The 20,792-nt window shown below is 62.3% G+C and carries 17 protein-coding genes and 1 pseudogene; 8 read left to right on the top strand and 10 right to left on the bottom strand.

The genetic code is table 11. The annotated features are described in order from the left end of the window. Window positions 1-63 precede the first annotated feature (63 nt). A complete protein-coding gene (gene miaB / locus AB9K34_RS15980; protein WP_369955427.1) occupies window positions 64-1,383 on the bottom strand; it encodes a tRNA (N6-isopentenyl adenosine(37)-C2)-methylthiotransferase MiaB in 1,320 nt (439 codons plus the stop codon). A 122-nt stretch (window positions 1,384-1,505) separates the two neighbouring features. Between miaB and AB9K34_RS15975 the strand changes: the two genes are divergently transcribed. Next, entirely contained in the window at window positions 1,506-2,375 is an 870-nt protein-coding gene (locus AB9K34_RS15975) for a glycosyltransferase family 2 protein (protein ID WP_369955426.1), read from the top strand. Between the two features lie 60 nt (window positions 2,376-2,435). Here the strand turns inward: AB9K34_RS15975 and AB9K34_RS15970 are convergent, their stop codons facing one another. From AB9K34_RS15970 to AB9K34_RS15955, 4 genes and pseudogenes are all read right to left on the bottom strand, one after another. Further along, window positions 2,436-3,209: a potassium channel family protein gene (locus AB9K34_RS15970; RefSeq protein ID WP_369955425.1), complete on the bottom strand. Its 774-nt coding sequence runs from the start codon at window positions 3,207-3,209 to the stop codon at window positions 2,436-2,438. Window positions 3,210-3,250: 41 nt separating this feature from the next. Beyond that, window positions 3,251-3,385, bottom strand: a pseudogene (locus AB9K34_RS15965) (phytanoyl-CoA dioxygenase); the annotation flags it as partial. 33 nt (window positions 3,386-3,418) lie between these two features. Further along, on the bottom strand, window positions 3,419-4,570 hold the full coding sequence (locus tag AB9K34_RS15960) for an amidohydrolase (protein ID WP_369955424.1): 1,152 nt from the start codon (window positions 4,568-4,570) through the stop codon (window positions 3,419-3,421). Next, window positions 4,567-5,763 carry a diaminopropionate ammonia-lyase gene (locus tag AB9K34_RS15955; RefSeq protein WP_369955423.1) on the bottom strand — a complete coding sequence of 399 codons (1,197 nt, stop codon included), beginning with the start codon at window positions 5,761-5,763 and terminating at the stop codon, window positions 4,567-4,569. The genes AB9K34_RS15960 and AB9K34_RS15955 overlap by 4 nt, the downstream gene beginning before the upstream one ends. Window positions 5,764-5,893: 130 nt before the next feature. Here AB9K34_RS15955 and AB9K34_RS15950 point away from each other — a divergent pair, with 130 nt between their 5' ends. After that, window positions 5,894-6,355: an Lrp/AsnC family transcriptional regulator gene (locus AB9K34_RS15950; protein ID WP_369955422.1), complete on the top strand. Its 462-nt coding sequence runs from the start codon at window positions 5,894-5,896 to the stop codon at window positions 6,353-6,355. A 4-nt stretch (window positions 6,356-6,359) separates the two neighbouring features. Here the strand turns inward: AB9K34_RS15950 and AB9K34_RS15945 are convergent, their stop codons facing one another. Beyond that, window positions 6,360-6,821, bottom strand: coding sequence for an Lrp/AsnC family transcriptional regulator (locus AB9K34_RS15945; RefSeq protein WP_369955421.1), 462 nt, complete (start codon window positions 6,819-6,821; stop codon window positions 6,360-6,362). A gap of 135 nt (window positions 6,822-6,956) precedes the next feature. On the opposite strand from AB9K34_RS15945, the gene AB9K34_RS15940 reads away from it, so the two are divergent. Beyond that, window positions 6,957-10,370, top strand: a complete 3,414-nt coding sequence (locus AB9K34_RS15940; RefSeq protein ID WP_369955420.1) for an indolepyruvate ferredoxin oxidoreductase family protein — start codon at window positions 6,957-6,959, stop codon at window positions 10,368-10,370. 224 nt (window positions 10,371-10,594) lie between these two features. Here AB9K34_RS15940 and AB9K34_RS15935 read toward each other — a convergent pair whose 3' ends face one another. The 4 genes from AB9K34_RS15935 to AB9K34_RS15920 all read right to left on the bottom strand — a co-directional run bounded on the left by AB9K34_RS15935 (window position 10,595) and on the right by AB9K34_RS15920 (window position 14,361). After that, window positions 10,595-11,224 (bottom strand): glutathione S-transferase family protein, encoded by a 630-nt coding sequence (locus tag AB9K34_RS15935; RefSeq protein ID WP_369955419.1) that lies wholly within the window; start codon window positions 11,222-11,224, stop codon window positions 10,595-10,597. A 14-nt stretch (window positions 11,225-11,238) separates the two neighbouring features. After that, a complete protein-coding gene (locus AB9K34_RS15930; protein ID WP_369955418.1) occupies window positions 11,239-12,381 on the bottom strand; it encodes an acetate/propionate family kinase in 1,143 nt (380 codons plus the stop codon). Beyond that, entirely contained in the window at window positions 12,378-13,751 is a 1,374-nt protein-coding gene (locus AB9K34_RS15925) for a bifunctional enoyl-CoA hydratase/phosphate acetyltransferase (protein WP_369955417.1), read from the bottom strand. Before AB9K34_RS15925 ends, AB9K34_RS15930 begins: the two co-directional genes overlap by 4 nt. A gap of 112 nt (window positions 13,752-13,863) precedes the next feature. Next, entirely contained in the window at window positions 13,864-14,361 is a 498-nt protein-coding gene (locus tag AB9K34_RS15920) for a class I SAM-dependent methyltransferase (RefSeq protein ID WP_369955416.1), read from the bottom strand. Window positions 14,362-14,564: 203 nt separating this feature from the next. On the opposite strand from AB9K34_RS15920, the gene AB9K34_RS15915 reads away from it, so the two are divergent. Genes AB9K34_RS15915 through AB9K34_RS15895 form a run of 5 tightly spaced genes read left to right on the top strand, consistent with a single transcriptional unit; the run spans window position 14,565 to window position 20,783 of the window. Then, the gene (locus tag AB9K34_RS15915; RefSeq protein ID WP_369955415.1) at window positions 14,565-16,337 is read left to right on the top strand and encodes a dipeptide ABC transporter ATP-binding protein; all 1,773 of its coding nucleotides are present in this window, start codon (window positions 14,565-14,567) and stop codon (window positions 16,335-16,337) included. Continuing rightward, window positions 16,330-18,258, top strand: a complete 1,929-nt coding sequence (locus tag AB9K34_RS15910) for an ABC transporter substrate-binding protein (protein ID WP_369955414.1) — start codon at window positions 16,330-16,332, stop codon at window positions 18,256-18,258. The genes AB9K34_RS15915 and AB9K34_RS15910 overlap by 8 nt, the downstream gene beginning before the upstream one ends. Next, window positions 18,258-19,286 carry an ABC transporter permease gene (locus AB9K34_RS15905; RefSeq protein ID WP_369955413.1) on the top strand — a complete coding sequence of 343 codons (1,029 nt, stop codon included), beginning with the start codon at window positions 18,258-18,260 and terminating at the stop codon, window positions 19,284-19,286. Before AB9K34_RS15910 ends, AB9K34_RS15905 begins: the two co-directional genes overlap by 1 nt. Beyond that, window positions 19,283-20,437 carry an ABC transporter permease gene (locus AB9K34_RS15900; RefSeq protein WP_369955412.1) on the top strand — a complete coding sequence of 385 codons (1,155 nt, stop codon included), beginning with the start codon at window positions 19,283-19,285 and terminating at the stop codon, window positions 20,435-20,437. Before AB9K34_RS15905 ends, AB9K34_RS15900 begins: the two co-directional genes overlap by 4 nt. Beyond that, complete coding sequence (locus tag AB9K34_RS15895) at window positions 20,427-20,783, top strand: hypothetical protein (RefSeq protein WP_369955411.1); 357 nt, start codon at window positions 20,427-20,429, stop codon at window positions 20,781-20,783. Before AB9K34_RS15900 ends, AB9K34_RS15895 begins: the two co-directional genes overlap by 11 nt. Window positions 20,784-20,792: the final 9 nt, after the last annotated feature.

Here is a 20,792-nt window from a genome sequence, read left to right as displayed (position 1 = left end):
ATTTTCATGTAATTGTAACATCGGGGCGAAGAAACGCGGACGAAGGCGCCGCTCATCTGCCGATCAGACCAGTTCACCGCTCAGCGAATTGCTGCCGGACGCGATGACCCGCACCTTGCGAATATCGCCAACCTTAATTCCGGCATCCTCGACATGAACCGCGTGCAGATACTCGGACTTGCCACCCATCTGCCCCTCTTGCCGGCCCGGTTTCTCAAAGAGCACGCTGACCTCCTTGCCAACCATGCTGTCCTGCGCCGCGCGCTGTTGGCGCGTGATCAGCGTCTGGAGCCGTTGCAGGCGTTCGGACTTTACATCTTCGTCGACCTGCGCACGCTCGGCGGCCGGTGTGCCCGGACGTGTCGAGTATTTGAACGAATAGGCATAGCCGTAATTGACCTCTTCAATCAGGTCCATCGTCGCCTGAAAGTCCGCCTCGGTCTCTTCGGGGAAGCCCACGATGAAATCGCCCGACATCAGAATATCGGGACGCGCGGCGCGAATGCGTTCGATCAGGCGCAGATAGCTCTCGGCCGTGTGACTGCGATTCATGCGCTTGAGTATCTTGTCGCTACCCGATTGCACCGGCAGATGCAGGTAGGGCATCAGCTTGGAACACGCGCCATGCGCCGCGATCAGATCGTCGCCCATGTCGTTCGGATGGCTGGTGGTAAAGCGGATACGCTCCAGCCCGTCGATCTTGTCCAGCGCCCAGATAAGCTGCGCCAGCGTCATGTCCCCGTCGGCCCCCGCCCCGTGATAGGCGTTGACGTTCTGCCCCAGCAGGGTGATTTCGCGCACGCCGCGCTCCACCAGATCGCGCGCCTCGGCCAGGATGCGATCCGCCGGCCGGCTGACCTCGGCACCACGGGTATACGGCACCACGCAAAAAGCGCAGAACTTGTCGCAGCCCTCCTGCACGGTCAGAAAGGCGGTGGGGCCGCGGCTGGCCTTGGGGCGCGTCTTCAGTTTCTCAAACTTGTCCTCTTCGGGGAAATCCGTGTCGAGCGCCTTTTCACCCGCGCGGGTCTTTGCCTCCATCTCGGGCAAACGGTGATAACTCTGCGGCCCCACCACCAGATCGACCAGCGGTTGGCGGCGCATGATCTCTTCGCCTTCGGCCTGGGCAACGCAGCCCGCCACGCCGATCTTGAGATCAGGATTTGCCGCTTTCAGCCCCTTGAACCGGCCCAGCTCCGAATAGACCTTTTCCGCCGCCTTTTCGCGGATATGACAGGTGTTGAGCAGGATCATGTCCGCATCGTCCGCCGATTTCGTCTCGACATAGCCCTGCCCGCCCAGGGCCTCGGCCATGCGCTCGCTGTCATAGACATTCATCTGGCAGCCATAGGTCTTGATGAACAGTTTCTTGGGGGCCGTCATGCGCATCGCCTTTCGGGTTCGATCAGCGGCCTGCATTAGACCGTTTGCCGCCGCCTTGCAATGCACCCGGAATTAACCGACTTTGCGGCAATCTTCCAGCCGCTCCACCGGGAAACGCGAACATGTCATACTCTTCTCTGGATGCGTTCATCTCCGGCCATCGCGATGTCCTGAGCAACGGGCCGGTCGCGCTGATCTTTGCCGAGGACGATACCGAACTTGTCAGCACCCTCAACCATCATCTTGACCAGGGCTTTCGCTCGGTCGTCGCGTTGATGCCGGACAGTTTCGAATTGCCAACCGATCTTGACGGTCGGGTGCGACGGGTCAGCCTTGACTGCAGCGCGGCGGACATCGTGTTTGACGCCATCAACAGGATGATCGCCGCCGCGGAACCGGGCACATGGTTCTATTATTGTTATAACGCCGAATATCTGTTCTATCCGTTCTGCGAAACGCGCAGCGTGGGCGAACTCCTCGCCTTTCATGCCGACGAGCGGCGGAACGCCATGCTGACCTATGTGGTCGATCTCTACGCCGAGGATCTCAGCCAGAATCCGGACGCGGTATCACTCGAACAGGTCAGCTTCGATCGGCTTGGCTACTATGCCATGGCGCGATATGACCCGGCGACGGGCGGGACGCTGGACCGGCAGATGGATTTTTATGGCGGGTTGCGCTGGCGTTTCGAGGAACATGTGAACTGGGACAGCCGCAGAATCGACCGGATTGCGCTGTTTCGCACGAAAAAAGGGTTGGAACTGCAATCCAATCACACGTTCAACGATGCCGAATACAACACCGTTTCCTGCCCCTGGCATCACAACCTGACGGCGACGCTCTGTTCGTTCCGCGCGGCCAAGGCGCTGAAGCGCAACCCCGGCTCGGCCTTTGCCATCGACAGCTTCAAATGGAGCAAATCAACGCGGTTTGAATGGCATTCGCGTCAGCTGCTGGATCTGGGGCTGATGGAGCCCGGCCAGTGGTTCTAGAGCCTTGATTTCAGACGCTGCCTGATTATTCGGGTTTGTCGCGAAACGCGACACGCGACCTCAGGTCATCCCCGTCGTTTCGATTTTCAGCGTTTCGCCGCAATGTTTGCAGTGAACCGCATCCGGCTCGTGTTTGAGCAGACCGCAGGTCGGACACTTGTAGCTGACCTTTGACGGCTGAATCAGCGCCTGCGCCAGACGCACGAACAGCGCCACACCGACCACCATGATGAATACCGCCAATAGCTTCTGGCCGACCGTGACCGGAAGGATGTCTCCATAGCCTGTGGTCGTGAGCGTGGTCACCGTGAAATAAAGCGCATCGACATAACCTTCGAACCCGGCATCCTCACCGCCGAACAGCGCATAGACCAGCGACGCGGTGAAAAAGACAAAGACCAGCAGGTTGATCAATGCGATGACCGAGTCCTCGTTGCGCCGGAAGAACGGGCTGACCCGCCGCAGATCATGCAGCAGGTGATAGGACTGGATGAAACGCAGCGCCCGCAGGATTCGCAGAAAGGCCAGATCTTCGTGCAGGAACGGGCCAAGCAGAAGGCTGGCGATGACAATGACATCCGCGATCGCATAGACCTTGCGCAGCATCTTGCGTCTGTCCGGTGCGATCCAGAGACGCGCGGCAAAATCCATGAGGATGACGACCCCGATCAGCGCACTGAACAGTTCCAGCTTCGGGGACAACGGCATCGGCGCGGTCACGAGGAAAAACAGGATCGTTACCGCGTCAAAGACGATCAGGGCATAGCGAAAGATCTCGGCGCGACGCGATCTGCCGGTATAGAGTTCTTTCACCGTCTGCTTCAGCCTGTCCACGCGCGCGACGTCCTCCCTGCCCGGCACCTGATCCGAACCGATTATCCCGCACCGTCCGCCCGTGTCCAGATCACCGGGAACCAGTCTTTGCGCAATTTCTGCCCCGGTGTCATGCCGTGCGCCGGAAAGCGCGGCGATGCCGGCCCGGGACGTTCGACATAGCGCGCATCGTCTCCTGTTCAGCTCCGGTGATTTCAGGCTGCCCGACGTCAGGTCGCGGGCGCAAGTCGGCCGCGCACGATCGCGGCATGCAAAGAGGCGCCATGCAGCAGACTGTCATCATTGAAATCATAGGCGGGGCTATGCAGCGGGGCCGTGTCCTCCCCCGCCCCGACAAGCAGGAAACACCCCGGCGCATGCGCGAGCAAACGGGCAAAATCCTCGGATGCGGTCATCGGTGCGGCCAGCTCCGACACGTCCTGCGACACCGCGCGGGCCGCTTCCATCGCAGCGCGCGTCAGGTCCGCATCGTTGAGCAGGGGCACGAATTCGCGCGAATAGTTGACGTCGCAAGCCAGCCCGTGCTGCGCCGCACGGCCCGCCGCGATCCGGCGCATTTCGGTCTCGATCGTCTCGGACACCGACGGTGCGAAACTGCGCACATCCCCGAGAATCCGCGCGGTGCCGGGCAATGCGTTGCGGGTGCCATCGGTAACGAGTTCGGTCACCGAGATCACCGCCATCTGCGCGGGGTCCAGCCGTCGCGCCACGATGGTTTGCAGGTCCTGCACCAGCGCGCAGGCCGGCAACATCACCTCGCGCAGAAGATGCGGTTGCGACGCGTGTCCGCCCCGTCCGGTCAACCGGATTTCAAAGATATCCTCGGCCGACATCAGCGCGCCCGCGCGCGTGCGCACCTGACCGACCGGAAGCCCCGGCATGTTGTGCAGCCCGTAAACCTCGTCAAACGGAAAGCGCTCGCAAAGACCGTCATCAAGCATCGCCTGCGCGCCGCGCCCCCATTCCTCGGCCGGCTGGAACAGGAAACGCACCGTTCCGTCAAACCCGCCATCTTCCGCCAGCATCTGCGCGGCGCCCAGCAGCATCGCGGTATGTCCGTCATGACCGCAGGCATGCATGAGGCCTTCGCTGCGCGAGGCCCATTCGCCCCCGGATGCCTCGGAAATGCGCAGGGCGTCCATATCCGCCCGCAGGGCAATCGCCCGGTTTGACCGACCGCGCCGCAGCGTGCCGACGACCCCGGTTCCGCCAATACCTTCGGCAACCTCCATTCCCAATTCGCGCAGGGTACGCGCCACGAACGCCGCCGTGCGCGTCTCTTCAAAGCCGAACTCCGGGTGTTGATGCAGGTCGCGCCGCCACGCGGTCATCCGCTTTTCCAGCCGCGAAAAATCCCTCATGCCTCCGCCCCCGGCACGTCTTGCGGGCGCCGCCCGGTCAATCGCTCGTACAGCGCCGGATCGGTTGCGCCTTCGGTATTGATACACAGAACCCGCGCCCCGGACCCAAGACCGACGACCTCTCGGATATCGGCCTGCCGCGCAGCAACAAACAGCCCGGCAAGCCCGGCACCTCCGCTCTCGCCGCAGACCACCGCCGGATCGCCCGCGACCGGATGGGCCATGCGCGTCATCACCTCTATCGCGTCATCTTCGTCAACCGTCATGAAACCGTCGGCGACCCGTTCCAGCACGCGAAAGGCCACGAGCGAAGGTTCGTAACATTCCAGCATCGCCATGACGGTGGCCTCCTCCTCCTCGACCTTGACGATGTGGCCCGCCTTCGCACTCTGGAACAGACAGGCGGCCCGCGCCGGATCGACCACCGTGACATGCGGGCGACGCTCTCCGAGAACCACCGCCAGATGACCCGCAATCGCCGCGGCGAACCCGCCAACCCCGGCCTGAAGGAATACGTGGGTGGGTGGTTCGTCAAGTTGCGACAGCGCCTCTTGCAAAATCGCGGTGTAGCCCTGCATCACAAGCGCGGGGATACGTTCATAGCCCGGCCATGACGTGTCCGACAAGACCGTCCACCCCTCGCGTTCTGAAACGCGCGACGCTTCGGCGACCGAGTCGTCGTAATTGCCGTCCACCCGGATGATCCGGGCACCGAACCCCGCAATCGCATCGACCCGCGCATCGCTGACCCCCGCATGCACAAAGATCACGGCATTGGCGCCGATCAGCTGCGCCCCCTGTGCAACCGAGCGTCCGTGATTGCCGTCCGTTGCGCAGGCAAAGGTCATGCCGGCGGCGATGGATCGGACATCCGGGGACATCAGCTCGCGCAGTGGAACCTCTCTCCCCCAATGCTGCGAGGCCTGCTCCTGCACCAGCCGCAGCAGCGCATAGGCCCCACCCAGAGCCTTGAAACTGCCAAGCCCCAACCGATATCCCTCGTCCTTGACGTGAAGTGATCCCAGCCCCAGTTCGCGGGCCAGACCCGGCAATGCGTGCATTGGTGTTGCCGCGTTGTTTTCGCGCAGCGCCAACACCCGCATGACATCAGCGGCACCCTCTGTGCCCAAAGTGCTGGCATCGCGCGGGTCAAGCGGCGCGCCATATGTCGGCATATCGTTCTTATGAAACATCGTTGTCATCCTCGCCATTTCGCGAAAACATAATGCATACGTTGCGAAAGAAGGGCTGGATTTTCGCCCCGTTCATGCAAGTTTGTTTCATCAATCGCGGTTTCTCCGCACTCCAGCACTGAATGGCCCCATGACCCCGCTCGATTCCTTTGACATCGCCATCCTGCGCCTTTTGCAGCATGACAACATGATGACACAGCGCGATATCGGCCAATCGGTCAACCTGTCGGCACCGTCGGTTCAGCGGCGGATACGGCGGATGCAGGCCGACGGGGTCATCGCCGCCAATGTCGCGCGCATCGATCCCGACGCCGTTGGCCTGACCCTGACGATATTCGTCGAAGTCGAACTGGTCAGCGAAACGCCCAAGGACATCGATGCGGCCAAATCACGGTTCCGCGACGCACCCGAGGTACAGCAATGCCACTATGTCACCGGAGACACCGATTTCATGCTGATCGTCGTGGTCGAAAGCATGGTGGCATACGAGGCCTTTACCCGGCGCATGTTCTTTCAGGATGGAAATGTGCGTAAATTCCGAACCTTCGTGTCGATGGACACGGTAAAGACCGGCGTCGCGCTGAACATCTAGGCGCTCAGCGCGTCACCGGTCCGTTGCGCTTGATCGTGCGCAACACCACGTTGGTCTGCGCGCTCGCCACTGCCGGCTGGCGGAACAGGAACTCTTCGAGAAACCGGTTGAACGCTTCGAGATCGCGGCATAACACCCGCAGGTGGTAATCGCTCTGTCCGGTCGTGGCATAACATTCCTGAACTTCACCCCGGCCTTGCACCGCCGAAATGAACGCCCTGGTGCCTTCGCGATCATGCCGGGCCAGGTGCACGTGCACGATGGCCTCGAACTCCAACCCCATGCGCGCGGGGTTCACGGTGGCCCCGTACCGCTCGATAATCCCCGCCTCTTCAAGGCTGCGCACCCGCCGCCAGAGGGCCGAGGCCGACATGCCGACGGCCTCGGCCAACTCCGCATTGGAGAGTCGGCAGTCTTGCTGTAAAAGCGTCAGAATGCGCTGATCCCGGTCATCAATCTGTGGCAATCCGGATAATCCTTTCGGTTTTTACCCAATATTCGAATAACCAAACCTGAAACACAACATTTCCCCGATCACTCTGGCAGGATTTTTCGGCATTGATGCGGTATCATGTGGGGCCAAAGACCGCAGGAGGCTGCCGTGACCCACCCAAACCCCAACCTCGCAACCTATCAGCTTGACGATCGCTATGCCCTGACGAAGGGGCGCGTGTTCCTGACGGGGACGCAGGCACTGGCGCGGATCATGCTCGACCAGGCACGCCGCGACAAGGCGGCAGGCCGGAACACCGCGGGGTTCATCTCCGGCTATCGCGGCTCGCCGCTTGGCGCGCTGGATCTTGAACTCTGGCGCGCCAAGGCGCGGATGGAGGAGGCCAGGATCACTTTCATGCCTGCGGTCAACGAGGATTTGGGCGCCACCGCCGTTCTGGGTGCGCAGCAGGCCAGCCTCGACCCCCATTGCGAGGTCGAGGGCGTGTTTTCCATGTGGTACGGCAAGGGACCGGGTGTCGACCGCTCGGGCGATGCCCTGAAGCACGGCAACGCCTATGGATCGGCCCCCAACGGCGGAGTGCTGGTTGTCGCAGGCGACGATCATGGATGTGTGTCCTCGTCGATGCCACACCAGTCGGACGTGGCCTTCATGGCGTGGTTCATGCCCACGCTGAACCCCGCATCGGTTGAGGAATATCTCGAATACGGCGAATACGGCATCGCCCTGTCGCGGTTCAGTGGCACATGGGTCGGGTTCAAGGCGGTATCGGAAACCGTCGAATCCGCGCGCTCGGTTGAACTACACCCCGACAGGGACTTTGTGCAGCCCGATTTCACCGGCCCGCCGGGCGGGCTGCATGTGCGCCGCGCCGACCTGCCCAGCCCCGAGATCGAGACCCGTATCGGCCACAAGCTGAAAGCGGTGGAGGCCTTTGTCGAAGCGAACCCGATCGACCGCGCGATCTATGGCATCCCTGACGCGACATTCGGCTTCGTCAGCACCGGCAAGGGGCATCTCGACCTGATGGAGGCGCTGCGCCTGCTGGGTCTCGACGAGAGCGCCTGCCGCCGTCTGGGCATCGACATCTACAAGGTGGGCATGGTCTGGCCCCTGGCGCATCGCGATGCGCTGAACTTCGTGTCGGGCAAGCGCGAGGTGCTGGTTGTCGAGGAAAAGCGCGGCATCATCGAGAGCCAGTTCAAGGAGCATTTCTACGATTGGCCCGGTGCCAAACCCGAACGCATGGTTGGCAAGTATGACAGCCAGATGAATCCGTTGATCCCCTGGACCGGTGAATTGTCTCCGCTGCTGCTCGCCCCCATTGTCGCAGCGCGGCTGGATCGGTTCTTTCCGGAAGAAAACCTGCCCGCCAAGGCCAGCGCGCTGACCGACACGCCGCCGGTCCTGCTGAATGTACCCGGCGCAACCCGCACGCCCTATTTCTGCTCGGGGTGCCCGCACAACACCAGCACCAAGGTGCCTGAAGGATCCACCGCCGCGAGCGGCATCGGCTGTCATGTCATGGCCAGCTGGATGGATCGTAACACGGTGGGTTACGCCCAGATGGGCGGTGAGGGCGTGCCCTGGACCGTCGCCAGCAAATTCAACGGCGGCAAACATATTTTCCAGAACCTCGGCGAAGGCACTTGGTATCATTCGGGCAGCCTTGCGATCCGCCAGGCCGTCGCCGCGAAAACCAACATAACCTACAAGATCCTCTATAACGACGCCGTTGCCATGACCGGTGGCCAGCCGGTGGACGGCCCGGTGTCTGTCACCGGCATTGCCCAGACCTGCCGTGCAGAAGGGGTGCAGCGGATCGCATTGGTCAGCGATGACATCGACAAGTTCGACCGCGGCGATTTTCCGGCGGGCACCAGTTTTCACGACCGCGCGGAGATGGACATCGTACAGCGGGAATTGCGCGAAGTGCCCGGCGTCAGCGCGATCATCTACGAACAGACCTGCGCCACCGAGAAACGCCGCCGCCGCAAGCGCGGCACGATGGACGATCCGCCGAAATTCGCCTGGATCAACGATCTGGTGTGCGAGGGCTGCGGCGATTGTTCGGTCGAGAGCAATTGCTTGTCGGTCGAGCCGCGCGAAACCCCGTTGGGACGCAAACGCAAGATCAATCTGAACTCCTGCAACAAGGATTTCTCGTGCCTGAACGGCTTCTGTCCCAGCTTTGTCACGGTGACCGGCGCCCGGCGCCGCAAGCCGCAGGCCGCAGATCTCGATATCGCCGCGCTGGCCAGCGACCTTCCCGCGCCGGACCTGCCGTCGCTGAAGGAGCCGTTCGACCTGCTGGTCACCGGGGTCGGCGGAACCGGCGTCGTCACGGTCGGCGCACTGATCACGATGGCCGCGCATCTGGAGGGACGCGGGTCCTCGGTGCTGGATTTCACCGGTTTCGCGCAGAAATTCGGCACGGTCCTCTCGTATATCCGCCTTGCCGAGCGACCGGACGCGGTGAACCAGGTGCGCATCGATGCGCGCGCAGCGGATGCGGTGATTGGCGGCGATATCGTCGTCAGTTCCGCGCCGAAGGCATCGCTGCACTATGGGTCCGGAACGCGCATGGTCCTGAACCGGGCCGAAATGCCCACCGGCGATCTGGTGTTGCATCGCGATGCCTCGCTGCGCATCGACGAGCGCGAAAGCCTGATCGCGCGGACCATCGGGGCCGGGAACCTGTTTGCCTTTGACGCCAACGAGGCCGCAGAACGGCTGCTCGGGGATGCGGTGTATGCCAACGTGATGTTGCTTGGCTACGCGTGGCAGGCCGGTCTTGTACCCGTCAGCGACGGCAGCCTGCACCAGGCGATCCTGCTCAACGGAGTCCAGATCGAACGCAATCAGGCCGCCTTTGCCCTCGGGCGCGTTCTGGCGGTTTCGCCGGAGAAGCTCGCACCGCACCTCGGGGACGAAGGCCCTGAAGAAGAGACGCTCGAAGCAATGATCGGGCGGCGCGCGGCCTTTCTCGCCGACTATCAGAACGATGCCTATGCGCAGCGTTATCGCGATCGATTGGACGCGCTGCGCACCACCCTGTCACCGACGGCACTGCGCGCGGTGGCGCGGTCGCTTTTCAAATTCATGGCCTACAAGGATGAATTCGAGGTCGCGCGCCTGCACACCGATCCGCGGTTCGAGGCAGAGCTGAAGCAGCATTTCGAGGGCGACTTCAGCATCAGCTACCATTTTGCGCCACCGATCCTGACCCGCGGGACAGACGCGCGCGGCCGACCGTCCAAACAGGCGTTCGGGGCATGGATGACGCCGGCGCTAAGGGTTCTGGCACGGATGAAGGGGCTGCGGGGCACCGTGCTCAACCCGTTCGGTTATCATGCCGAGGCGCGGATGCACCGCGATCTGCTTGGCTGGTACGAAGGGCTGCTCGACCGTGTCGCGGCAGCGTGGTCGCCAGACACCGAGAACGCCTGCATCGAGATCATTTCGGCCTGCGACGAGATTCGCGGCTATGGTCCGGTGCGCCAGCAGGCGGCAGACCGGGTCAGGCAGAAGGTGGATGACGTGATGACGACGCTGCTCTGAATTGTCTGGCGCCTGCTGCGACCGCGATGCCATCGCAAGGATTTGCGTCGCCTTCGGCGCCGCGACGGGCGAGGGGCGCTGCCCCTCGCGCTCCCCGGGATATTTTCAGCAGGAAAAAAGGCCGGGCCTCTGGCGATCGAATTGAAAGATCCGGGATCACCTGACGCGTGAAATATATCATTCTTCGATCAGTGTCGGATGCGTCGGCTCTGCCGTGAAACACTTTAGCGCGCGGCGCTTGGGCGCGCGGCGATGTTGTCGAACCAGGTCCGGCTTGCCGAGTTGCCCTCTGGTATGCGCATCCGGATGACACGGGCGAAATCGATGAAAACAAAGGCGGTGATATCGGCCAGGGTAAAATGGTCAGCGGCGAGAAACGGGCTTTCCCTGAGGCGCGCCTCGATCAGATCGAAGAACGTGGCGACCCGCGCCTTGCCCCGTTCCGCGAGTTCGGGGATCTGTTCGTAATTTTGCGGGCCCGGAATGGCGCGGCCTTTCATACGCGGGTTCGAATTGCGCAATGCCTCGGCGATCGGCTGTCCGCCCTGCTGCTCGGCGATCGCCGTCCACATCAGCACCAGCCCCTTTTCATCAGGCGTGCGCCCCATCAGGGGCGGCTCGGGATGCTGCGCTTCGAGATAGGCGGCAATACCGAGATTCTCGGTGAGCGCGATCCCGTCGTCGGTCACGAGAACCGGCAGGGTCGCGCGCGGATTGACCGCGCGGAACTCGGGCTCAAGTTGCTGTCCCCTGGCGATGCTGATGTCGCGGGTTTCCGGTTCCAGCCCTTTTTCGGCGATGAACATGCGCGCACGGCGCGGGTTTGGAGCGGTCGAGCAATCATAGAACAGCATGTGCTTCCTTTCGTTCAATCGGCAAGTGCCGCGGCGACAGCGCGCGCGATCACCCTTTCCTCGTCCGTCCTGATGACAAGGATACGGGCCGGACCTGTTCCGATGTCGACATGGCCGGCCGCGTTTGCGGCAGCGTCAAGCCGGAGCCCCAGAAAGTCCAGCCCTTCGATCACGCTGGCGCGGATCCGGGCCGCGTTTTCACCGATGCCGCCGGTGAGGACGACGCCATCAAGCCCCCCCAGCACCGCCGCCATCGCGCCGAGTTCGCGGCGAATGCGAAAGACATAATACTCGATCGCATCCGCGGCGCGCGGATCGTCGCTCTGCAACAGGCGGCGCATGTCATGGCTGATCCCGGACAGGCCCAGCAGCCCGCTTTCGGAATACAGCATGTGTTCGATCTGCGCATGCGTCATACCCTGCGCCATCAGGTATAGCAATACGCCGGGGTCAAGCTGTCCGCACCGTGTTCCCATCGGAAGACCATCCAGAGCCGAGAAGCCCATGGTCGAGCCGACACTCTGGCCATCTGCCACCGCGCACATCGACGCGCCGTTGCCCAGGTGGCAGATCACCACCCGCCCCCTGGCGAGGTCTGGCCAGTCACGTCTCAGCACACTGGAAATATAGTCATAAGACAGGCCGTGAAAGCCATAACGGCGCACGCCCTGATCATAGAAGCGCCGGGGCAGGGCGAAGGCGTCGTTGACAAAGGGATGCCCGCGGTGAAACGCGGTATCAAAACAACCGATCTGACGCGCGAGAGGGAACGCGGCGCGGGCCGCTGACACGGCCAGCAGGTTATGCGGTTGATGCAGCGGCGCCAGTGGAACCAGTGTCTCCAGTTGGGCGAGCACGTCATCGGTCAGTTCGACGGGCGCGTCGAACGCCTTGCCGCCATGCACGATCCTATGGCCGACACCAAGCACCTGCAGATCGCTGAGATCGTCGTCGAGCGCGGACAGGATGGTCTGAACCGCGACGCCGTGATCGGCGGGGCCGATTTCACGTGGCGCCCCGTCGCCCAGCACCAGCCGTGCAACAGGCCCGAGATTTTCGACCTGGCCCGAGATCAGCAACTCTGGATCATCCGCAAAGCGATACAGGCTGAATTTCAACGAGGAACTGCCGGCGTTGAAGGTCAGGATGGCGCTCATGCCACGCCCCCTGCCGCATTCAGCGCCGCAATCGCGCAGGACGCGAGGCGCGACTGTTCGTCATCCGAGCGGCTCGTCAGGATGATCGGGCACTTGGCCCCCATGACGACGCCTCCGGCACGGGCCTGTGCCAGAAAGGTCAGTTCCTTGGCGAGCATATTGCCCGTCTCCATGTTCGGAGCGACCAGGATGTCGGCCCGCCCCGCCACCAGCGAGGTGATACCCTTGGTCGCCGCGGCGCCAAGATCGACAGCGTTATCCATCGCCAGCGGTCCGTCGACCAGACCGCCGGAAATCTGGCCACGATCCGCCATCTTGGACAGGATTGCCGCATCGAGCGTCGACTGAATGGCCGGGTTCACGGTTTCAACGGCCGACAGGATTCCGGCCTTGGGTTGTTCGACCCCAAGCGTCAGGGCAAGGTCGATGGCATTCTGAACGATATCCGCCTTGGTGCGCAGGTCGGGTGCGATGTTGATCGCGGCATCGGTCACCATGAGCAAGTGATCGAGGCCCGGAACGTCCAGGACGAAAACATGGCTGATACGGCGGCCGCCCCGGCGCAACCCGCCTTCCCGCTTGATGACTTCGCCCAGCAGGATGTCGGTGTGAAGATGCCCCTTCATGATCGCCCCGGCCTGCTTGTCGAGCACCATGCGGACCGCCGCCTGTGCCGCCAGACGATGATCGCGGGCTTCGACGATGCGACATGAGCTGATGTCGATATCTTCGGCCTCGGCTGCTTCGGCAATCCTGTCCGGATGTCCGATGAGGATAGGGTCGATGAGCGTATGGCGCGCCGCAAGCATCGCTCCGCCAAGCGCGTCCGGCTTTTCCGGCGCCACGACGGCCGTTGGTATCGCCGGCAGCGGCTCGGCAAGTTCCAGCAGCCGGTCGAAATGACGGTGATATTGTACGGTCAGGCCCGGCACATCCGCCGCATCGAATCGAACCGGCCTCTGCGGTGCGATGACTTCGGCCTCCCCGTCGACGATCCGCGATCCGTCGGCGCGCTCGACCCAGGTCTCGAACGTGACTTTCCGATCGGCGCCTTTGGCAATAAGCCGAACCTTGACAGTCAGCATGTCACCGGCCTGTGCCCGTCCGACAAAGCGCAGAGATTGGCGGTGATAGAGCGTACCCGGGCCCGGCAGCTGGCATCCCAGCACGCCCGAGATCAGGGAGCCGACCCACATCGAAGGCGCGATGGATTCCGGCACGCCATCGCCATCCCCATCCGCCTTGGGCAAATGCATCGGATTGAGGTTGCCCGAGGCATTGGCGAAAACATAGAGATCATCCGCGCGGCACAGGCGGGTCGTTTCGGCCTCCATGCCGACGGTCAGATCGTCAAACGGAATATTCTGCATGGATCCCCCGCGAGAACGTTGTGTTTCACGCCTAGCGAGTTTCAGCGGCCAACGCCACCGCGATCAGCCCGCCCGTCTTCAGCAACAGAGCGGTGAAGCCGTGAAACGCCCTTCAGTGCCTTGGTTTCCGATAGACAAAACAGCGTTCGGGCACCGCCCCTTCGGGCAGCGGCATCTCTTCGAGCGCATCAAAATACATCCTGTCGCTGGACACCATGATGCCGCCCGACGCCAGCAGGGGTTCGATCAGGGGTGAAACCTTGCGCGCGAAGATGTCATTCTTGTCACGGTTGTGCCCCCCAAGATCCGCGTGGATCAGGCTGGCCACCGGCCCCATGCGCGCCAGGGTCCAGGGCAGCGTTTCGGTCACGTCGCCAAGTATTGTCAGCTCCTCGGGCGGTGTGCTGTCGGGATGCGAGGCCACCGCGCGTTCGAACACATGGATGTCGCGCCCGCTTATCCGGCTGCGCATGTGGTGATAGGTGCGCCCGTTGCCAAGCCCGAGTTCGAACACCGGCCCCGGCATATCTGCGGTTTGGGCGATCGCATAGTCAAGACAGGCACGTTGCGACACCATGCGGTCGATGAAGAGGTCAAGGCGGCTGGTCATTTCGGATCCTTCGTGATCGGTTCGACACTCATGACAAATACGTGTGCAAATGTGTAGCCCCGCTCACGATTTCCGGCGTCGGCAGCGCTCCGGGAAATTCATGTTTGACTACCGGCACACAGCCAAGCGAAGGTGCAACACAGCAAGGAGTGGGTACGCAAGCGCATGAAACGGCAAAGACACGGACAGACGGACGCGCCTGGATGACCCCACTCTTGTCGGTCGAAGATCTCCGCATCGGCTTTGGCAAGGGACCGGATGTCGTCAGGAATGTCGGCTTTGAGGTGATGCCCGGTCAGACCCTCGCGCTGGTCGGGGAATCCGGGTCTGGCAAGACGGTGACCTGTCGGGCTATTCTGCGCATCCTGCCGCGTATCGCGCAGATCCGCAGTGGCCGGATCACGCTGAACGGACGCAGCGGTGGCGTTGAACTGACCGGACTGAAAGAACGCCGGATGCGGGACATTCGCGGTGACGCGGTGTCGATGATTTTTCAGGAACCGATGCGCTCGCTGTCGCCGCTGCACAAGATCGGTAACCAGGTGAGCGAAGTCCTCTGGCTGCACAAGAACATGCGCGAACGCGATGCCAAACGCATCGTTCTTGAAAAATTTGAGCGGGTGGGCTTTCCCGACCCCGAGCGGGCGTATGAGTCCTACCCTTTCGAGATGTCGGGCGGCATGCGGCAACGCGCGATGATCGCCATGGCGATGGTCAGCCAGCCGGACCTGCTGATCGCGGACGAGCCGACCACGGCGCTGGACGTGACGACACAGGCACAGGTTCTGGGTCTGATGAAAGAGCTTCAGGCGGAAACCGGCATGGCGATGATCCTGGTCACCCATGATCTCGGGGTGGTGGCCAACATGGCAGAGCAGGTCGTCGTCATGAACCGCGGGCGGGTCATGGAAGCGGGCAGAGCCGAGGCCCTGCTAAGTGCGCCGGCCCACCCCTATACGCAGCAGTTGTTTGACGCGGCACCCGCAATCCCCGGCGAACCGGAACTGGCGCCGCCGCTGGAACAGGACGATCTGATCCTGCAACTGAACGCTGTGTCCAAGACCTATACGATGCGCAGCCAGTCCATGTGGAAGCCCGATCTTCTGATCCATGCCTGCCGGGGCGTCGACCTGAACCTGCCCCGTGGCAAGACGCTGGCGATTGTCGGCGAAAGCGGTTCGGGCAAGACCACCGCCGCCCGGATTGCACTGGGCGCCGAACCGCCGGATGCCGGTGGCGAGGTGCTTTTCCGCGCCCATCCCGACAGCGACCCCATCGCTGTTCACAAGATGGACAGGGCCGCGCGCATCGCGTTCCAGAAACAGGCCCAGATGGTGTTCCAGGATCCCTATTCCTCCCTCAGCCCCCGGATGCGCATCCTCGACGCGCTCACCGAGCCGCTGGACATTCACCGGATCGGAACGGCGGCGGAACGTCGCGATATGGCGGCGGAACGGCTGCGCGCGGTGGGGATGAACCCGGACATGCTGCAACGCTATCCCCATGCCTTTTCCGGCGGCCAGCGCCAGCGCCTGTCGATCGCGCGGGCCATGATGCTCGACCCCGCACTGATCGTCTGTGACGAACCGACCAGCGCGCTTGACGTGAGCGTGCAGGAACAGATCCTGACGCTGCTCGAAGACATTCGCGACAAGATGAACCTGTCGTACCTGTTCATCAGTCACGATCTGGCAGTCGTTGCCCGCATCGCCGACGAGGTCGCGGTGATGCGCCAGGGTCTGGTGGTGGAACAGGCGCCGCCGGAAACGCTGTTCTACAATCCGCAGCACCCGTACACCAAGGCGTTGATCGCGGCACAACCGGAGCCGGACATCGATCGGCCGATCAACCTCAAACTGGTGGCTCAGGGGGCCGGTTCTCCCGAGTCATGGCCCGAGGCCTTTCGTTTTTCAAACACCGTGATACCCTCGCTCACGCAACTGGAACCCGGTCACAAGGTGCGTTGTCATGTTTGAGTCCTCCCGTCGCGCCTTGCTCGGCGTCGTCGCTGTCCTATTGGCAACGCCACTGTTCGCCGCGCCGTCCATTCCCGAGCCGGTCGAAAGCACCTTCTGGTCGGCCGAGGTCCAACGCGGTGATCTTCCGCCGGTTGCGGAACGGCTGCCGCGGGCACCGCAGGTGGTTGACCTTGAAAGTCGCGGCAGAACGGCGGGCGTTCAGGGCGGCACGCTCAAGACGCTCGTCAGTCATAGCAAGGACATCCGCCAGATGGTGGTCTATGGCTATGCGCGGCTGGTCGGCTATGATGCGAATTACCAGCTGCAACCGGATATATTGCTGTCCTTCGAAAACGACGGCGACAAGGTCTTTACCCTGCGCCTGCGGCCCGGTCACAAATGGTCGGACGGCGCGCCCTTTACCTCGGCCGATTTCGAATACTGGTGGAAGGACGTTGCCAATAACGAACTTCTCAGCCCGTCCGGACCTCCGGATTTCCTGCGTGTCGAAGGCGCGTTGCCCAGGGTCAGCTTTCCCGACGAAACCACGGTCATCTATGAATGGGATCAACCGAACCCGAATTTCCTTGCCACGCTGGCGCTGGCCCGCCCGCCGTTCATCTATCGTCCGGCGCATTTCCTGAAACAGTATCACGGCGATTATGCCGATCCCGCCGCCCTCGCCGAAGCAATCGAGGATGTGCGCGCCCGAAGCTGGGCGTCGCTGCACAACAAGCTGGACAACATGTACCAGTTCGACAATCACGAGTTGCCGACGCTCCAGCCCTGGATGAATTCAAGTTCGGGCAAGAAAATCCGGCACCTCTTCGTGCGCAACCCCTACTTCCACCGGCTCGATCCCAACGGGATCCAGTTGCCCTATATCGACGTTGTCGAAATGGAGATCGTCAGCCCGGGCCTGATCGCAGCCAAGGCCAATGCCGGCGAAACCGACCTGCAGGCACGCGGTCTGGACTTCCGCGACATTTCGATCCTGCGCAAGGGAGAAGCCGACGGTGGCAACTACCGCACGCTGCTCTGGGGCAACGCCGTCGCTTCGCAGATCGCGATCTATCCCAACCTGAACTACAACGACCCGGCCTGGCGCGAGGTGTTGCGCGATGTGAGGGTGCGTCGCGCCCTGTCGCTTGCCATTGACCGCGATACGATCAACAAGGCACTCTATTTCAAACTGGCCAAGCCGGGGGCGATGGCCGTGCTGCCTGCCAGCCAGTTCTTTTCGCAGGAAAACCGCGATGCCTGGGCCCTGCACGACCCTGAAGCCGCCAATGCGCTGCTGGACGAGGCAGGCCTGACGCAGCGCGGAGCCGACGGAATCCGCCTGCTGCCCGACGGGCGACCGATGGAACTGGTGATCGAAACCGCCGGAGAACGCCAGGAGGTCGAGAACGCGCTTCAGATCATCACCGACGACTGGCGCGGGATCGGCGTAAAGCTCGTCATGCGCCCTCTTGATCGCGACATCCTGCGCAATCGCGTCTATTCCGGCGAAACCATGGCATCGGTCTGGTATGGCTGGGATAACGGTATCCCGCGCGCCTATACGTCGCCTGCCTACGTTGCGCCGACCGATCAGGTTTTCTTTGCCTGGCCGAAATGGGGACAATATTATCAGACCAACCACGAGGCCGGCGAAGCCCCTGACATGGCCCCTGCCATCCGCCTGATGGAGCTCCTGGCCGATTGGGAACACGCGACCGATGACGAAGGGCGCAGTGCCGCCTGGATCGAGATGCTGAAAATCCACGCGGATAACGTGTTTGCCATCGGCACCCTGGCCGAAGCCCCGCAGCCGGTCGTCGTCAACAAACGGCTGCGCAACGTTCCCGAAATCGCACTATGGGCATGGGATCCGGGCGCGCATTTCGGCATACATCGCCCGGACGAGTTCTATTTTGCCCCTGACGGGACCAATTGATGGCCATTCTGCGCTACGCGCTCTATCGCTTTGCCACGATGCTGCTGACGCTGCTGGTGGTGTCGGCGCTGGTGTTCATGATCATCAACCTGCCACCCGGAGACTACCTGTCGAACCAGATCGCGGAGTTGCGTGCCACCGGACAGTCCAGCGGGGTCGACAAGGCCGAATTCCTGCGCAAGGAATACGCGCTTGATCGTCCGCTGTACCAGCAATACCTGATCTGGATCGGTTTCATCCCCGGACCAAACGGATTTTCGGGCCTGATCCAGGGCGATTTCGGCTGGTCCTTCGAATTCGACCGCCCGGTTGCCGACATTGTCGGCGAAAGCCTGTGGCTGACGGTTCTGGTCAATCTCGCCGCTGTTCTCTTTGTCTATCTCATTGCCCTGCCGCTCGGCGTGCTTGCCGCGGCGCGCTCGAAAACATGGGTCGATTACACATCGGCCTTTGTCGGCTATCTCGGTCTGGCGACGCCGAACTTCCTGCTGGCGCTGATCATGTTCTACTACGGGCACAAGTATTTCGACCTGCCGATCGGCGGCCTGATGGACCCGATCTATGAAGGCCAGCCGATGACATGGGACAAGGTCAAATCGATCCTGATCCACCTGATCGTGCCAACCTTTGTGATCGGCACATCCGGGGCTGCGGCGATGATGCAGCGGCTGCGCGCAAACCTGCTGGACGAGCTTGGCAAGCCCTATGTGGAAACCGCCATCGCCAAGGGGATGAGCCCGCCGCGCATGCTCACCAAATATCCGCTGCGCATGGCGTTCAACCCGTTCGTCGCCGATATCGGCAACCTGCTGCCGTCGATGGTGTCGGGGTCGGTTCTGGTGTCGGTGGTGCTGGGGCTGCAAACCATCGGGCCGACCCTGCTGACCGCGCTCAAGACCCAGGACCAGTTCCTCGCCGGGTTCGTTCTGATGTTCGTCGCGTTGCTGACGTTGATCGGAACCATGATCTCGGACGTTCTGCTGGTTCTTCTCGATCCCCGTATCCGTTACGAGGGCCGCGAAGCATGACCCGACTGCCCGATGGCCGATATGTCGATGACGCGCCTTTCGACCCCGCCGCCAACATCCAGGAACTCGAGCGCAAGGATCTCGATGCTCCGGGCTGGCTGCTGGTATGGCGCAAGTTTCGTAAGCACAAGCTGGGCCTCGTTTCCGGGATTTTCCTGCTGATCTGCTATCTCTTGCTGCCGGTGGCAGGGTTCATTGCGCCCTACACCCCCAACGAGCGGAATTCGGATTTTCTCTATGCCCCGCCGCAATCCGTCAACCTGTTCCACGAGGGCGAATTTGTCGGCCCCTTTGTCTACCCGACCGTGGCCGAGGCGGATCTGGTCACATTTCAGTGGAAATTCGTGACCGACAAAACACGTGTACTGCCTCTCGAGTTCTTTTGCGAGGCGTCCGAATACAATCTGGCCGGGTTGATCCCCACCAGAACCCACCTGTTCTGCGCGCCCGAGGGGGCCACGGTGTTTCTCTGGGGATCGGACCGGTTGGGGCGCGACGTGTTTTCGCGCATCCTCTATGGCGGGCAACTGTCGCTCACGGTCGGGCTGATCGGGATATCCGTGTCGTTCCTCCTCGGCATCGGTTTCGGCAGCATCGCGGGTTATTTCGGCGGCAAGATCGACTGGACGATCAACCGGCTGATCGAAATTCTCCGCTCCCTGCCCGAACTGCCCCTGTGGCTGGCCCTGTCCGCTGCAGTTCCGTCGAACTGGGGGCCGGTGTCGGTGTTCTTCATCATCTCGATCATCCTTGGCATCCTCGATTGGCCCGGCCTCGCCCGTGCGGTGCGCGCCAAGTTCCTGTCCCTGCGGGAAGAGGAATATGTCCGCGCCGCAGAGATGATGGGCGCAAGCTCGGGCCGGGTGATCCGCAAACACCTGCTGCCCAACTTCACCTCGCATCTCATCGCCTCCGCCACATTGTCGATACCGGCGATGATCCTTGGGGAAACCGCGTTGTCCTTCCTGGGTCTTGGCCTGCGCGCGCCGGCGGTAAGCTGGGGGGTCATGCTGAACGATGCGCAGAACCTTGCAAGCATCGAGATCTACCCCTGGACAGCGATTCCCATGCTGCCGATCATCATCATCGTGCTGGCCTTCAATTTCCTGGGCGACGGGCTGAGGGATTCGCTCGATCCCTATGCGGACTGACCTTTTGCATCCGCTTTTCGTCGTTGCCCTGCTCTGGGGCTGGGCCGTCCCGGCCCTGTCACAACCCGCCGCGTCGGACGCGTGGACGCGGCGCAAATGCGATCTCTACGGCGCGGCGTGGCAGGCTGTCCTCGGAGGGTATGACATGACGGGGATCCGCACCGGGTTCGTGGAAAAACACCAGAGTTTCATCGACTTGGGCTGCCCGGAAGACATGCGGGTTTGCGCCGCCACACCCGAGGAAATACGGCTTGCCGATGTCATGACAATCCTGTCCATGAACGAGGGCATGGCCAGCACGTTTGTTCCGTTTGGCTGCCCGGATCGGGAACGCGATCGCCCCTGACTTCACGAT

The organism is Sedimentitalea sp. XS_ASV28, from assembly GCF_041224545.1.
Lineage (GTDB): Bacteria > Pseudomonadota > Alphaproteobacteria > Rhodobacterales > Rhodobacteraceae > Sedimentitalea.
This window is presented reverse-complemented; position numbering and strand designations above follow the sequence as displayed.

Coding starts and splice junctions, on each gene's coding strand:
- miaB (WP_369955427.1), bottom strand. CDS start 1,383: ATGACGGCCCCCAAGAAACTGTTCATCAAGACCTATGGCTGCCAGATG.
- AB9K34_RS15975 (WP_369955426.1), top strand. CDS start 1,506: ATGTCATACTCTTCTCTGGATGCGTTCATCTCCGGCCATCGCGATGTC.
- AB9K34_RS15960 (WP_369955424.1), bottom strand. CDS start 4,570: ATGAGGGATTTTTCGCGGCTGGAAAAGCGGATGACCGCGTGGCGGCGC.
- AB9K34_RS15955 (WP_369955423.1), bottom strand. CDS start 5,763: ATGTTTCATAAGAACGATATGCCGACATATGGCGCGCCGCTTGACCCG.
- AB9K34_RS15950 (WP_369955422.1), top strand. CDS start 5,894: ATGACCCCGCTCGATTCCTTTGACATCGCCATCCTGCGCCTTTTGCAG.
- AB9K34_RS15935 (WP_369955419.1), bottom strand. CDS start 11,224: ATGCTGTTCTATGATTGCTCGACCGCTCCAAACCCGCGCCGTGCGCGC.
- AB9K34_RS15930 (WP_369955418.1), bottom strand. CDS start 12,381: ATGAGCGCCATCCTGACCTTCAACGCCGGCAGTTCCTCGTTGAAATTC.
- AB9K34_RS15925 (WP_369955417.1), bottom strand. CDS start 13,751: ATGCAGAATATTCCGTTTGACGATCTGACCGTCGGCATGGAGGCCGAA.
- AB9K34_RS15920 (WP_369955416.1), bottom strand. CDS start 14,361: ATGACCAGCCGCCTTGACCTCTTCATCGACCGCATGGTGTCGCAACGT.
- AB9K34_RS15915 (WP_369955415.1), top strand. CDS start 14,565: ATGACCCCACTCTTGTCGGTCGAAGATCTCCGCATCGGCTTTGGCAAG.
- AB9K34_RS15910 (WP_369955414.1), top strand. CDS start 16,330: ATGTTTGAGTCCTCCCGTCGCGCCTTGCTCGGCGTCGTCGCTGTCCTA.
- AB9K34_RS15905 (WP_369955413.1), top strand. CDS start 18,258: ATGGCCATTCTGCGCTACGCGCTCTATCGCTTTGCCACGATGCTGCTG.
- AB9K34_RS15900 (WP_369955412.1), top strand. CDS start 19,283: ATGACCCGACTGCCCGATGGCCGATATGTCGATGACGCGCCTTTCGAC.
- AB9K34_RS15895 (WP_369955411.1), top strand. CDS start 20,427: ATGCGGACTGACCTTTTGCATCCGCTTTTCGTCGTTGCCCTGCTCTGG.